Source organism: Azotobacter chroococcum (assembly GCF_004339665.1).
Taxonomy (GTDB): Bacteria; Pseudomonadota; Gammaproteobacteria; order Pseudomonadales; family Pseudomonadaceae; genus Azotobacter; species Azotobacter chroococcum.
Map to the genome: position 1 here is coordinate 214,593 of NZ_SMMU01000004.1, position 13,004 is coordinate 227,596.

Consider the following 13,004-nt stretch of genomic DNA (forward strand, 5'->3'; position numbering starts at 1 on the left):
TCGATAGACCGTTGTGGGAGTACACCATGGAGCCAAACTTCCTGAGCACGCTGACCGGATCGTTCGCGATGCCGGCCGCCGAGAATCCGACGGTGGCGATGGTCGAGGCCGCCTATCGCCATCACGGACTCGACTGGCGCTACATCAACTGCGAGGTGGCGCCGCAGTTCCTCGGCGATGCCGTGCGGGGCGCCAAGGCCATGGGCTGGGCCGGCTTCAACTGCTCGATTCCGCACAAGGTCGCGGTCATCGGGCATCTCGACGGGCTCGGCCCGTCGGCCGAAATCATCGGCGCGGTCAATACCATTGTCAGGCGTGGCGAGGCCTTCATCGGCGAAAACACCGACGGCAAGGGCTTTGTCCAGGCCATGCGCGAGGTCGTCGATCCGCGTGGCAAATCCGTCATGATTTTCGGCGCGGGAGGCGCGGCGCGCGCGGTTAGTGTGGAACTCGCCCTGGCCGGCGCCAGCCACATCACCGTGGTCAACCGCAGTCGCGACACCGGCCAGACGCTGGTCGATCTGCTCAACGGCAAGACCCCGACCTGCGCCGAGCTGCGCCTGTGGAGCGGCACGGTGGCGGTGCCGCGCGACACCGACATCGTGATCAACGCCACCTCCATCGGCCTGTATCCGAACGTCGACCAGCGTCTCGATCTCGATCTGGATTCGCTGCATCCCGGCATGGTGGTTGCGGACGGCATCCACAACCCGCCGCGAACCCACCTGATCCGCAGCGCCGAGGCGCGCGGCTGCCGCGTGCTCGACGGGCTGGGCATGCTGGTCAATCAGGGCGTCATCGGCATCAAGTACTGGACGGGCATCGATGTCGACGCCGCGGTGATGCGCCGGGCGCTGGAGAACATCTTTCATGCATAGCGCCGGCCCTCGATTCGGGAGCCCGGCTGTCTCTCCCTGAGCATCTAGGCCGCCTTCGCCGGGCAGGGGCGACGAACCTTTTGCTGCCCGGCGCGGCGAGGTCGAAAAAAAGCCCGGCGCAGGGCCGGGCAAAGGCAAGGGTTCGGTTGTGCAGCGCTTCAGCTCATCCCCAGCCAGTTGGGCAGGGCCAGGGAGATCGCCGGAACGTAGGTGATGACCAGCAGGAAGCCGAGCAGCAGCAGCAGCCAGGGCATCGCGGCGTGGATCACCTGGCCGACGCTCATGCCGGTCACCGCCGAGGTGACGAACAGGTTCAGCCCCACCGGCGGGGTGATCAGGCCGATCTCCATGTTCACCACCATGACGATGCCCAGGTGGATCGGGTCGATGCCCAGCTGCACGGCGATGGGAAAGAGGATCGGCGCGAGGATCAGGATGATCGCCGAGGGTTCCATGAAGGCCCCGGCCACCAGCAGCACCAGATTCACCACCAGCAGGAAGGCCCAGGGCGACAGGCCCATGTCCATCACCCAGGCGGTGATGGTCTGCGGGATCTGCTCGGTGGTCAGCACATGGGCGAAGAGCATGGCGTTGGCGATGATGAACATCAGCATGATCGACAGCTTGCCCGACTCCAGCAGCACCTTGGGCGCCTCGCGCAGGCGCATGTCCTTGTAGACGAACAGCGCGACGAAGCCGGCGTAGACCGCCGCCACCGCCGCCGCCTCGGTGGGGGTGAACATCCCCGAGTAGATGCCGCCGAGGATGATGAACATCAGCAGCAGGCCCCAGATCGCCTTGCGCGCGGCTGAGAGCCATTCGGCGAAGGTCGCCCGCGGCAGCGCCGGCAGGTGCTTCTTCGCCGCGACGATATAGATCGCCACCATCAGCACCACGCCGAGCAGGATGCCCGGCAGCACGCCGGCCATGAACAGCTTGCCCACCGAGCTTTCGGTGGCGGCGGCGTAGACCACCATCACCACCGAGGGCGGGATCAGGATGCCCAGGGTGCCGGCGTTGCAGACGATCCCGGCGCCGAACGCCTGCGGATAGCCCGAGCGGACCATGCCGGCGATGGCGATCGAGCCGACCGCCGCCACCGTGGCCGGCGAGGAGCCGGACAGCGCGGCGAACAGCATGCAGGCGAGCACCGCGCCGATCGCCAGGCCGCCGCGGATGTGCCCGACGCAAGCGTTGGCGAAGTCGATCAGCCGGCGCGCCACGCCGCCGGTGGTCATGAAGGCGCCGGCGAGCAGGAAGAAGGGAATCGCCAGCAGGGTGTAGTGCTCGGAGGTCTCGAACAGCTTGATCGCCAGCGAGCGTACCGAGTCCGGGCTGAACAGCATGATGGTCAGCGAGCCGGACAGGCCCAGGGCGATGGCGATCGGCACGCCGATGAACATCAGCACGAATAGGGCGAGGAACAGGAACAGGATGGTCATTTGCGCAGTTCCTCGTGGTCGGTCAGCTTGGCCACCTCGGCGGCTTCGTCGGCCAGGCCCAGGCCGGTCTGCTCATTGCGCAGGATGCGCACGAAGATCTCGGCGAAGCGGACGAACACCAGCGCGAAGCCGAGCGGCACGATCAGGCCGATGTGCCACTGCTGGACGCCGAAGTGGCCGAGGTCCTCGGCGCCGATGGCGGCGTCGAACAGGGTCTTGACCCACTCGAAGCTGGCCACGCCGAGCAGGCCGGCATAGGCCAGGCAGGCGACGCAGCCGATCAGGCCGATGATGCGCTGCACCGGCTTGCTGGCCAGCTTGACCAGCGCGTCGACGCCGATGTGGCCGGCGGTGCGCACGCCGTAGGACAGGCCGAAGAAGATCAGCCAGGCGAACAGCGCCTTGGTCAGGGCGTTGCTCCAGGTCATCGCCTGGGCCCACTCGAGGATCGGGTCGCCGAGGGCGTAGAAGAAGTCGCTGGCGAACGCGAAGCGGTCGCCCAGGGCATAGAAGAAGGCGTAGAGGTTGTTGAGCATGACGTAGACGAACGTCACCAGGGTCATGGCCGCCAGCAGGAAGGCGATGAATCCTTCCTCGAAGTGGTCCCAGACCTGACGCAGGGCATGCATGGCAGGTGTCTCCGGTAGGGCGAAGAGGCAGGCCCCGTGGCGGGTCGCGGCGCTACGGCCGGCCCGCCCGGCGGGGCTGTCCGCGGCAGGTCAGGGCTGGTTGGCGGCCTGGGCGGCCTTGATCAGGTCGGCGCCGATCTCGCCTTCGAACTTCTTCCATACCGGCTGCATGGCCTCGCGCCACTTGGCGCGCTGCTCGGGGGTCAGCTGGATGATCTCGGTGGTGCCGGCGGCGAGGATGCGCTCCTTGTCGCCCTGGTTGAGAGCGTCCGCCTGCTTGTTCACCTCGGCGCTGACCTCGTCCATGATCTTGCGCAGCTCGCCGCGCACGTCGTCAGGCAGGCCGTTCCAGAACTTGGTGTTGGTGATCACCATGTAGTCGAGCAGGCCGTGGTTGGACTCGGTGATGTACTTCTGCACCTCGTGCATCTTCTGGCTGTAGATGTTCGAGTAGGGGTTCTCGGCGCCGTTGACCACGCCGGTCTGCAGGCCCTGGTAGACCTCGGCGAAGCTCATCTTGCGCGGGTTGGCGCGCACCGCCTTGAACTGCTCCTCGAGCACCTGCGAGGCCTGCACGCGGAACTTCAGGCCGCGGGCGTCCTTCGGCTCGTACAGCGGCTTGTTCGCCGACAGCTGCTTGAGGCCGTTGTGCCAGTAGCCGAGGCCGGTGATGCCCTTGCTCTCCATCGAGCCGAGCAGGCCCTGGCCGGCCGGGCTGGCCTGGAAGCGGTCGACCGCGGCCATGTCGTCGAACAGGAACGGCAGGTCGAAGATCTGGATCGGCTTGGCATAGTGCTCGAACTTGGCCAGCGAGGGGGCGATGATCTGCACGTCGCCGAGCAGCAGCGCTTCCATTTCCTTGCCGTCGCCGAACAGCGAGGAGTTCGGGTAGACCTCGACCCGCACCTTGCCGGGCAGGCGCTCCTCGGCGAGCTTCTTGAACAGCAGGGCGCCCTGGCCCTTGGGGGTGTGTTCCGCCACCACATGGGAGAACTTGATGATCACGGGATCGGCGGCCTGGGTCAGGCCGGCGAGGCCGATGGAGAGGGCGCAGACGAGTGCCTTGGCAGTGAAGCGGAGCATGGGCGTTACCTTTCTTGTTTGTTGTTGTTGGCGGCCCCTGGGGCGGGGCTTCGGCGATGCGTTCCGGACAAGTCTAGGCGGCATTTGCCGACTGGCCGGCCTGTACGCTCGCCAGGACAGAGCCTCGGCAACTGTCGTGCCGAAGCCTGGCCGCAGGCGATCGCCTGCCGCGCGGCGCCGTTTCGGCGGGGGATGAAGGGGGGATTTGCTCGAAGCGAGTGGCGGATATTCGCCATTTGCGGGGCTGGTGCGCGGCGGATTTTCGCCACCGACAAGGCCCGCACACCGCGGGCCTTGTCGGACGTGCGGGGACGATCAGTCGTGGTGGTGCTTGTGCTTCTTGTCACCGATGCCGTTGGCGATGGCGCCGCCGGCCGCGCCGCCCAGGCCGGCGCCGATGGCGGCGCCGGTGCTGCCGCCGAGCTTGTTGCCGAGCAGCGAGCCGCCCGCGGCGCCGAGACCGCCGCCCAGGGCCGCCTTGGTCTTCTTGCCGCTCTTGGCGGCGACGGCGCCACCGGCCGCGCCACCCAGGCCGGCACCGACCGCCGCCCCGGTGCTGCCGCCGATGCTCTGACCGAGCACGTTGCCCAGGGCGCCGCCGACGCCGCCGCCGATGGCGGTCTGGGTGGTTCCTTCGCCGGCCAGGGCGCCGTGGGCGCACAGCAGACTCAGGGTCAGGATGGAAAGCGTTTTACGCATGTTGCGAACCTCTGGTTCAGGAAAAAGGCAACGCATTGTGGCGGGCGACCCGCTGCCCGGCAAACCCCCGGACTGCCGCCTGTCTGCCAGTTGAGACATGCTTCAAGGGCGAAGCCGGCCGCGGCCGGCGGCGGCGGGCCGCCGCTCAGGCGGCATCGTCCGGCGGGTTTCCGCCGTCGGCGAAGTTCAGGCCGTGCTTGCGCAGCTTGTCGTGGAGGGTCTTGCGCGGCACGCCGAGGGCCTCAGCCAGGCTGCGCAGCGAGCCGTGCGGGCGGCTCAGCTCGGTGGCGATCAGCGCGCGCTCGAAGGCTTCCACCTGCTCGGTGAGCGAGCCGCCGCCGGGCAGCGCGGGCGGCATCTGGCCGCCCGGCGCCGGGCCGAGGCCGAGTTCCAGGCCGAGGGCGAAGCGCTCGGCGGCGTTCTGCAGCTCGCGCACGTTGCCCGGCCAGGGGTGCAGCATCAGCTGGGCGCGCTGCTCCGGCTGCAGGCTGCGCGGCGGCAGGCCGTGGCGGGTGGCGGCGGCGTCGGCGTAGTGCTGGAACAGCAGCAGGATGTCCTCGCCGCGCTCGCGCAGCGGCGGGATGCGCAGCGGCGCGACGTTCAGCCGGTAGTAGAGGTCGGCGCGGAAGCGGCCCTGGTCGGCGGCCTGGCGCAGGTCCTCCTTGGTCGCCGCGACGACGCGGATGTCCAGCGGGATCAGCTGGTTCGAGCCGACCCGCTCGACCGTCCGCTCCTGCAACAGGCGCAGCAGCTTGACCTGCACGTCGAGGCTCATGCTCTCGATCTCGTCGAGGAACAGGGTGCCGCCGTTGGCGAACTCGAACTTGCCGATGCGGCGCTTCTGCGCGCCGGTGAAGGCGCCGGCCTCATGGCCGAACAGCTCGCTCTCCACCACCGACTCGGCCAGGGCGCCGGCGTTGATCGCCACGAAGGGGCCGGCGCGGCGGTTCGACAGGTCGTGCAGGGCGCGCGCCACCACCTCCTTGCCGCTGCCGGTCTCGCCGAGGATCAGCACGTCGGCGCTGGTCGCCGCCAGCGCGCCGATCTGCTCGCGCAGGCGGGCGATGGCCGGCGACTGGCCGAGCAGGCGGGCGGACAGTTCCTGGCGGTCGGCCAGCGCCAGGCGCAGGCTGCGGTTGTCCAGCACCAGGCGGCGCAGGTCGAGGGCGCGGCGCACGCTGTCGAGCAGGTCCTCGCTGGCGAAGGGCTTTTCCAGGAAGTCGTAGGCGCCGGCGCGCATCGCCTGCACCGCCAGCGGCACGTCGCCGTGGCCGGTGATCAAGAGCACCGGCAGCTCGGCGTCGAGCGCCTTGAGCTGGCCGAGCAGCTCCAGGCCGTCGATGCCGGGCATGCGGATGTCGCTGACCACCACGCCCGGCCAGTCGCGGTCGAGGCGCTCGGCGAGGCCGCGGGCGTCGGCCAGGGCGCAGACCTTGAGGCCGGCCAGGTCGAGGGTCTGGCTGAGCGCCTGGCGCAGGTGCGGGTCGTCGTCGATCAGCAGCACCTGGGTCGTGGCATCGACGGTCATGGATAGTCCTCCACGGTCTGGGCGCCGACCGCGCTGGTGGCCGGCTGCAGGTTGAGGGTGACCAGCGCGCCGCCGCCCGGCTGGTTGGCCAGCAGCAGCTCGCCACCCAGGGCGTTGACCAGGCTGTCGCAGATGGCGAGGCCCAGGCCCAGGCCGCGGGCGGTGGTCTTGGTGGTGTAGAAGGGTTCGCGGGCGCGCTCCAGGGCCTCGGCGGAAAAGCCCGGGCCATTGTCGCGCAGGCTCAGGCTGATCCGTCCGTCATCGAGGTTCTGGGTACTCAGCCACAGGCGCCGCGGCGGCGCCCGGTCGGCCAGCGAGTCGAGGGCGTTGGCCAGCAGGTTGCCGAGCACCTGGCGCAGGCGCGTCTCGCCGGCCTGCACCCAGAGGGTGGCGTCCGGCAGGTCGCGGACCAGCTCCACCTCCAGGCTGCGCCGGCGGTTGGCCAGCAGGGCCAGGGCGTCCTCCAGCGCCGGCTGCAGGGCGACGCTTTCCGGCGCCTGGCGGTCGCGGCGGGCGAAGGCCTTGAGGTGGGCGATGATCAGCGCCATGCGCTTGGTCAGCTGGCTGATCTGCTGCAGGTTGTCGCGGGCTTCGGGATAGCGCTCATGGTCGAGCAGCACGCCGGCATTGTCGGCATAGCTGCGGATCGCCGCCAGCGGCTGGCTGAGTTCGTGGCTGATGCTCGCGCTCATGGTGCCGAGGGCCGAGAGCTTGCCGGCCTGGACCAGGTCGTCCTGGGCGCGGACCAGCTCCTGCTGGGCCTGCTCGCGCTCCAGCACCTCCTGCTTGAGGCGCTGGTTGAGGTCTTCCAGATCCTGGGTGCGCTCCTGCACGCGGCGTTCCAGCTCCTGGCGGGTGCGGCTGTCCAGGGCGATGCGCTCCAGATAGTGGCGGCGGCGCTGCAGCAGCAGGCCGAGCAGCAGCATCAGCACCAGCAGCCCGGCACCGCCGCTGACCAGCACGGCGCGCACCGGGCGTTCGAGCAGCGTGCGCGGGGCGAGGATCTGCACCGTCCAGCCGGTCTCCTCGATGTGCTGCTGCTGGACCAGCCAGTCCCCGGGGTTCAGTTGCAGCGGCTGCGGGGCGCGGGTCGGGTAGGGCAGGTTGGCGGCGATCTCGGCCAGCTCGCCGGCCTCCAGCGGCCGGGTGGCGCGGAAGCGCCAGTCGGCGTGCGAGGTGAGGATCACCACGCCGTGCTTGTCGGTGGTCAGCAGGCGTTCGGGGGTATTGCCCCAGAGCTGTTCGGTACGGTCCAGGTCGACCTTGATCACCAGCACGCCGAGGGGTTCGCCGCCGTCGCGCACCGCCGCGGCGAAGTAGTAGCCGCGCTTGCCGGAAGTGGTGCCGAGGCCGAAGAACTGCCCCTGGCGGCCGGCCATGGCCTCGCTGAAATAGGGGCGGAAGGCGAAGTTGCGGCCGATGAAGCTGTCCGGCTGGTCCCAGTTGGAGGTGGCCAGGGTGCGGCCGCTGGCGTCCATCAGGTACAGCGAATCGGCGCCGGTGCGCTCGAGGATCTTCTTGAGCAGCCGGTTGGCCTCGTCCGCGGCCCCGGGCTGCTGGGGATCGCGCAGCACGTTGTGCAGCGCCGGCAGGTCGCCGAGGATCTGCGGCAGCACCTCGTAGCGGCGCAGGGTGCCGAGCAGGTTGGCGACGTAGAGGTCGAGGGTCTGGCGGTTCTGCTGCAGCAGCTCGCCGAGGTAATAGCGCTCGGCCAGCTGCTGCAGCGGCCAGAGCAGCGGCGCCAGCAGCAGGGCGAGCAGCGCCAGGCTGCGCCAGCGCGGGCGGCGGAGGAAGGAGGGCAGTTGCATGGCGATGCGCTCGACGGATGGAGGGGCCTGTCATCCATTATTTCCCAAGGCGGCGGGAAGGGATAACCGGCACGCGACTGGCGTGTCGCTTGCAGGAATCGTGCAAGCCTGGTCCGTCATGCTTTCCTGGCGCGGCGATTGCCGGCAAGCTGGCGCCTAGTTTCCCAGCAAAGGCCGTCGCGTGGACATCAAGCAGCTGAAATTCCTCGTTGCCCTCGAACAGACCCGGCACTTCGGCCAGGCTGCCGCGCGCTGCCACGTGACCCAGCCGACCCTGTCGATGCGCATCCGCGACCTCGAGGCGGAGCTGGGACTGGAACTGATCCGCCGCAGCCACCGCTTCGAGGGCTTCACCGAGGCCGGCCTGCGTGTGCTGGCCTGGGCGCGCACGCTGCTGGCGGCGGAGGAGGGCCTGCACGCCGAGGCCGCCGCCTGCCGCGGCCAGCTGGTCGGCACCCTGCGCCTGGGGGTGGTGCCGCTGGCCGGCTTCGACCCGATGAACCTGGTCGGCCTGTTCGCCGAGCTGCACCCGAGCCTGCGCTTCGTGGTCTCGGTGCTGAGCAGCGAGCAGATCTTCGAACGGCTCGGACGCAACCAGCTCGACCTGGGGATTTCCTACCTCGAACGCCTCGACCGGGTGCTGTTCGACGCCTATCCGCTGACCGAGGTGCACATGGGCCTGCTGCACGACCCGCGGCGTTTCAGCTTCGCCGCGCCGGTGCTGGGCTGGGCGGAACTGGCCGAGCTGCCGCTGGGCCTCTTGTCGACCGGCATGCACTTTCGCCAGTCGATCGACCACGGCTTTCGCCGCCACGGCCTGACCCCCAACCTGCGCCTGGAGACCGATGCCGTCTACCTGCTGGTGCGCGCCGTCGGCGCCGGGCTGTGCTGCGGCATCGTCCCGCTCGAGGGCGGCTTCGAGCGGGAGTCCGAACACCTGCAACTGATCCCCATCGAGGACGCCCGCACCCTCGCCCCGCTGGGCCTGATCATCCGCCGCGCCGCCCCGCGCTCGCCGCTGGCGGAGGCCTGCTTCCGCGAGGCCAAGGCGTTCTTCCGTACGCCGCACTGAGGGTGCGCCTGCGCCGCGTCACTTCGGTTCTTCCCCTTCCCAGTGAAAGCGGTGAAGCACCCGGTGCACCACCGGCGCCAGCATGATGCTCATCACCGCGATGAACACCAGCCCGGCATACAGCGCGTAAATTCCCGCGAAGAGCTTCCCCGGCGGGCTCAGGCCGACAGTCTTGACCGGCCCCATCCCGCCGAGCAGCATCGCCGCGTTCACGAACGCATCGATCCATGACATCTGCTCGAAGTGCCGGTAGCCGAGCATGCCGAGAAGCAGCGAGATCGCGATCACCACCAGCGCCACGCAGGCGTGCGCAAGCATGCGCAGGGCGAACCGGCCGACGGGGATGGGGGGCGTGTGGTGGGGCTCGTAAATGGGGCTCATCTGGACGCCTGCCTGTCGGTAGAGGGGGCTGAAGGACATGATGCCGGCGGCCGCGACGCCGCTGCCCGCAGGCCCGCCTGGCCTCGCGGGCGGCGTCCTTCACTCAGCGTAGAAATACCGCGCCGGCTCGTGGAGCGCTCTTTGGCCGGGCTGGAGAGCCGTGCCGGCGACGCTGGAAGAGCGGTGAGCGAAACGGATGGCCTGGCCAAAAGACGGCGAACAGGTTTTTAGAACTGTCAGCTCTTTATAACCATATGAAAAATGGTTTTTGGATATTAAAAGCCCGGCTCGGTAGGCTCCCCCTCCAGCATTCCATCCGCCCATCCGGAGCCGCAGCATGCTCAGCGCCAGCCGCGTCGAACTCATCGGCGTCCTTCCCGCGCGGGAGATCCGCGAACCCCTGCCGCCCGGCGCCGTACCGCTGGACAAGGCCTATCTGGGCGCCTGCGCCCGCGCCCTGGAGCACGGCGGCTTCGATGCGGCGCTGATCGGCTGGCACGACGCCGCTGCGGACGGCCTGCAGGTGGCCGCCCACGTCGCCCAGCAGACCCGCCGGCTCGGCCTGCTGGTGGCGCACCGGCCGGGCCTGCTGGCGCCGACCGAAGCGGCGCGCCAGTTCGCCACCCTCGACCACTTCAGCGACGGCCGCGCGGCGCTGCTGCTTGTCGAGGACGGGGTGCCGCAGCGCGACGGCGATTTCCTCGAGCGCAGCGACTGGCCGGCGCGCGGCGACGAATACCTGGGCCTGCTGCGCCAGGCCTGGAACAGCACCCGGCCCTTCGACTTCGAGGGCCGCCACTACCGGGTGCAGGGCCACCAGGCTGCACTGCGTCCGCTGCAGGCGCGCCTGCCGATCCATTGCGGCGGCGCCTCGCCGGCCGCGGCCAAGCTGGCCGGCCGGCATGCCGACGTCTATGCGATGGCCGGCGAGCCGCTCGCCAGCGTCGCCGTGCGCATCGGCATGGTGCGCGCCGCCGCCGCCCGCGAGGGGCGCGCCGGGGCGGTGCGCTTCGGTCTGTCGCTGCGCGTGGTGCTCGGCGCCAGCGAGGCCGCCGCCTGGGAGCGGGCCGGGCGGCTGCTGCCCTTCGCCTCGCGCGGCCAGGTGTTCGACGACTGCCTGTGGTGCGGCCTGGACGGCGATTCCGCGACCCTGGTCGGCACCCCGGAGCAGGTCGCCGAAGCCTTCGCCGCCTACCATCGCCTCGGCGTCGAGAGCTTTCGGGTGCGTGGCTTCGACCCGCTCGCCGACGCCATCGAGTTCGGCCGCGAGCTGCTGCCGCAGGTGCGCGAGCGGATTCCCCTGCGCCTGCCGGTCGAGGCCTTCGCGCCGTTCTGAATTTCGCGACCGGCGGCTGCCGCCCGCGCGCCGCCGGCCCCTTCCAAGGAGAGCATTGCATGTCGATAGGAAAACCCATCGCCGTCATCGGTGGCGGCAGTCTGGGCCTGTACCTCGCCGGCCTTCTGAGCCTGGCCGGGCACGCCGTGACGGTGGCGCTGCGCCCGGGCGCCGGCGCCCAGGCCGACGGGATCGCGGCCGAGGGCGACGAGTTCTGGCAGGCGCCGACGGTGCGCTATGCGCCGCTCGATGCGCTGCAGGGGCCTTTCGCCCAGGTCATCGTCGCGGTGAAGTCGCACGATCTGGGCGAGCTGCTGCCGCGTCTGACGGCCCTCGGCGACGCCGCCACCGAATACGTCTTCCTGCAGAACGGCATTCCCTGGTGGTGGTCGCACCGCGACGGCGAGATCGCCGGCGCGCCGCTGCTGGCGCGCAGCGTGGCGCTGGTCGTCCAGCATGCGGTGGAGCGCACCGCGCCCGGCCGCATCCGCGTGCGGCGCACCGGCAGCGACCGCTACATCTGCGCGCGGGTGCAGGGCGAGCCGGATGCGCCGCTGCTGGCGCTGGTGGCTCTCTGGCAGGCCGCCGGGATTCCCGCCGAGAGTTCGGCGGAGATCCGCCGCGAGGTGTGGACCAAGCTGATGAGCAACGCCACCCTCAACCCGCTGAGCGCGATCACCGGGGCGACGGTCGGCGAGCTGGCGCGCACGCCGCGCACCCGCGCGGTGCTGCTCGCCGGCATGGCGGAGATCTTCCGGCTGGCCGAGCGCGACGGCCATCCGCTGAGCATGACCCCCGAGTTGCGGGTGCGGCGTGCCGAGGAGGTGGGCGGCACGCGCACCTCGATGCTGCAGGACCGCCTGGCCGGACGCCGCCTGGAAACCGAGGCGCTGCTCGCCGCGCCGATCGCCATCGCCGAGCGCTACGGCGAGCCGGTGCCGGTGCTCAGGACCCTGCTCGGCTGCCTGTCGATTCCCCTGGCCTGACCCCGCCGCCGGCGCGCGGCGGGGCCGGGCGCCGGCTCAATCCGCTAGCGCGGCCGCGAAGCTTCCATCCCACAGCGGCCGCACGTCCACCGGCCGCTCGATCACCCCGGCCTTGAAGAAGGTGTCGGCCACGTCCTGCTGGCTGTGGATCGCCGCGTCGTCCACCGGCACCAGGCGGCGCACTTGGCTCTCGTTGCGCAGCAGGGCGAGCACCGCCTCGACCGGCACGCCGATCTCCGCGGCGAGCACCGCGGCGTAGCGCTCGGGATTGGCCTGGCGCCAGGCGAAGGCCTTCTGCAGGCGCACGAAGAAGTCGGCGATCGCCGCGTGGCGCGGCGCATCGGCGATGGCCTCGGGGGCGGCGAAGAACAGGTAGTTGCCCGACAGGTAGCCGTTGGCGCGCTTCAGCACCCGGGCGCCGGCCGAGGTCTGCGCCAGCGGCACCGAGTAGCCGTAGATCGCCCAGGCGTCGAGCTGGCCGGCGCGGAAGGCGGCAGCGCCGTCGGGCACCGAGAGGTTGATCGCCTCGATGTCGGCGAAGCTCAGGCCGACCTCGGCGAGCATCTTGGTCAGGTAGTACTGGGTGGTGGTGGCGCGCACGTAGCCGACGCGCTTGCCCTTCAGGTCGGCGATCGACCGGATCGGCGAGTCCTTCGGCACCAGCACCGTCTGCTCGTTGACGTCGCCCTTGATCACCCCGACCACGCGGATGCGCGCGCCCTTGATGAAGCCGAACAGCGGCGGGATCTCGCTGCCGTAGGCGAGGTCGAGCGAGCCGCCGTTCATCGCCTCGACCATCAGGTTGCCCGAAGCGAATTCCGCCCAGTCGATGGGGTAGGGCGTGTCGGCGAGGCCGGCGGCCTCCAGCAGCAGCCTGTCGCCGCCCTTGTACTGGGCGACGCGCAGCCGGCCCGGCGCGGCCGCCTCGGCGCGCAGGCCGTGGCCGAGCAGGGGCGCCATGGCCATGGCGCCGGCGCTGCCGGCGAGAAAGCGGCGGCGCGACAGGCCGCCCGAGTGTTGCGACATCGGTGTTCCCTCTCAGTGAGTGTCCATGCTGGGGAGGGATGCTAGGTTCTGTTGACGTATCAGCGTAGCCATAGCAGAGCAGCCGCAAAGGCCAGCATTCCCTTGAAATGGCTGGCCTTCTTCTCATAACGTGTGG

12 protein-coding genes are annotated in these 13,004 nt (G+C 70.1%); 4 read left to right on the plus strand and 8 right to left on the minus strand.

What is annotated here, in order from left to right:
- The first annotated feature begins 26 nt into the window (after window positions 1–26).
- Window positions 27–878, plus strand: a complete 852-nt coding sequence (gene aroE, locus EV691_RS06240; protein WP_131300875.1) for a shikimate dehydrogenase — start codon at window positions 27–29, stop codon at window positions 876–878.
- A 158-nt stretch (window positions 879–1,036) separates the two neighbouring features.
- Here aroE and dctM read toward each other — a convergent pair whose 3' ends face one another.
- From dctM to EV691_RS06270, 6 genes are all read right to left on the minus strand, one after another.
- Window positions 1,037–2,320: a C4-dicarboxylate TRAP transporter large permease protein DctM gene (gene dctM / locus EV691_RS06245; RefSeq protein WP_131300877.1), complete on the minus strand. Its 1,284-nt coding sequence runs from the start codon at window positions 2,318–2,320 to the stop codon at window positions 1,037–1,039.
- Window positions 2,317–2,949, minus strand: coding sequence for a TRAP transporter small permease (locus EV691_RS06250; RefSeq protein WP_131256378.1), 633 nt, complete (start codon window positions 2,947–2,949; stop codon window positions 2,317–2,319). Before EV691_RS06250 ends, dctM begins: the two co-directional genes overlap by 4 nt.
- A 90-nt stretch (window positions 2,950–3,039) precedes the next feature.
- Window positions 3,040–4,032 carry a C4-dicarboxylate TRAP substrate-binding protein DctP gene (dctP, locus tag EV691_RS06255; RefSeq protein ID WP_089169535.1) on the minus strand — a complete coding sequence of 331 codons (993 nt, stop codon included), beginning with the start codon at window positions 4,030–4,032 and terminating at the stop codon, window positions 3,040–3,042.
- Between the two features lie 315 nt (window positions 4,033–4,347).
- Window positions 4,348–4,731, minus strand: coding sequence for a bacteriocin (locus tag EV691_RS06260; RefSeq protein ID WP_089169534.1), 384 nt, complete (start codon window positions 4,729–4,731; stop codon window positions 4,348–4,350).
- Between the two features lie 145 nt (window positions 4,732–4,876).
- Window positions 4,877–6,259, minus strand: coding sequence for a sigma-54-dependent transcriptional regulator (locus EV691_RS06265; RefSeq protein WP_089169533.1), 1,383 nt, complete (start codon window positions 6,257–6,259; stop codon window positions 4,877–4,879).
- On the minus strand, window positions 6,256–8,067 hold the full coding sequence (locus EV691_RS06270) for a sensor histidine kinase (RefSeq protein ID WP_131300879.1): 1,812 nt from the start codon (window positions 8,065–8,067) through the stop codon (window positions 6,256–6,258). Before EV691_RS06270 ends, EV691_RS06265 begins: the two co-directional genes overlap by 4 nt.
- Before the next feature lie 181 nt (window positions 8,068–8,248).
- Here EV691_RS06270 and EV691_RS06275 point away from each other — a divergent pair, with 181 nt between their 5' ends.
- Window positions 8,249–9,139, plus strand: coding sequence for a LysR family transcriptional regulator (locus EV691_RS06275; protein ID WP_131300880.1), 891 nt, complete (start codon window positions 8,249–8,251; stop codon window positions 9,137–9,139).
- An 18-nt stretch (window positions 9,140–9,157) separates the two neighbouring features.
- Here the strand turns inward: EV691_RS06275 and EV691_RS23275 are convergent, their stop codons facing one another.
- Window positions 9,158–9,520, minus strand: coding sequence for a hypothetical protein (locus EV691_RS23275; protein ID WP_207390264.1), 363 nt, complete (start codon window positions 9,518–9,520; stop codon window positions 9,158–9,160).
- A gap of 337 nt (window positions 9,521–9,857) precedes the next feature.
- Here EV691_RS23275 and EV691_RS06285 point away from each other — a divergent pair, with 337 nt between their 5' ends.
- Together EV691_RS06285 and EV691_RS06290 are read left to right on the plus strand one after the other, a co-directional pair.
- Entirely contained in the window at window positions 9,858–10,856 is a 999-nt protein-coding gene (locus EV691_RS06285) for an LLM class flavin-dependent oxidoreductase (RefSeq protein WP_131300882.1), read from the plus strand.
- Window positions 10,857–10,915: 59 nt separating this feature from the next.
- Complete coding sequence (locus EV691_RS06290) at window positions 10,916–11,842, plus strand: ketopantoate reductase family protein (protein WP_131300884.1); 927 nt, start codon at window positions 10,916–10,918, stop codon at window positions 11,840–11,842.
- Between the two features lie 36 nt (window positions 11,843–11,878).
- On the opposite strand, the gene EV691_RS06295 is transcribed toward EV691_RS06290, so the two are convergent.
- A complete protein-coding gene (locus EV691_RS06295; protein ID WP_131300886.1) occupies window positions 11,879–12,868 on the minus strand; it encodes an ABC transporter substrate-binding protein in 990 nt (329 codons plus the stop codon).
- Between the last annotated feature and the right edge of the window lie 136 nt (window positions 12,869–13,004).

What these genes read in the sequence shown, in the direction of transcription:
- aroE (WP_131300875.1), top strand. Translation starts at nt 27, where the DNA reads ATGGAGCCAAACTTCCTGAGCACGCTGACCGGATCGTTCGCGATGCCG.
- dctM (WP_131300877.1), bottom strand. Translation starts at nt 2,320, where the DNA reads ATGACCATCCTGTTCCTGTTCCTCGCCCTATTCGTGCTGATGTTCATC.
- EV691_RS06250 (WP_131256378.1), bottom strand. Translation starts at nt 2,949, where the DNA reads ATGCATGCCCTGCGTCAGGTCTGGGACCACTTCGAGGAAGGATTCATC.
- dctP (WP_089169535.1), bottom strand. Translation starts at nt 4,032, where the DNA reads ATGCTCCGCTTCACTGCCAAGGCACTCGTCTGCGCCCTCTCCATCGGC.
- EV691_RS06260 (WP_089169534.1), bottom strand. Translation starts at nt 4,731, where the DNA reads ATGCGTAAAACGCTTTCCATCCTGACCCTGAGTCTGCTGTGCGCCCAC.
- EV691_RS06265 (WP_089169533.1), bottom strand. Translation starts at nt 6,259, where the DNA reads ATGACCGTCGATGCCACGACCCAGGTGCTGCTGATCGACGACGACCCG.
- EV691_RS06270 (WP_131300879.1), bottom strand. Translation starts at nt 8,067, where the DNA reads ATGCAACTGCCCTCCTTCCTCCGCCGCCCGCGCTGGCGCAGCCTGGCG.
- EV691_RS23275 (WP_207390264.1), bottom strand. Translation starts at nt 9,520, where the DNA reads ATGAGCCCCATTTACGAGCCCCACCACACGCCCCCCATCCCCGTCGGC.
- EV691_RS06285 (WP_131300882.1), top strand. Translation starts at nt 9,858, where the DNA reads ATGCTCAGCGCCAGCCGCGTCGAACTCATCGGCGTCCTTCCCGCGCGG.
- EV691_RS06290 (WP_131300884.1), top strand. Translation starts at nt 10,916, where the DNA reads ATGTCGATAGGAAAACCCATCGCCGTCATCGGTGGCGGCAGTCTGGGC.
- EV691_RS06295 (WP_131300886.1), bottom strand. Translation starts at nt 12,868, where the DNA reads ATGTCGCAACACTCGGGCGGCCTGTCGCGCCGCCGCTTTCTCGCCGGC.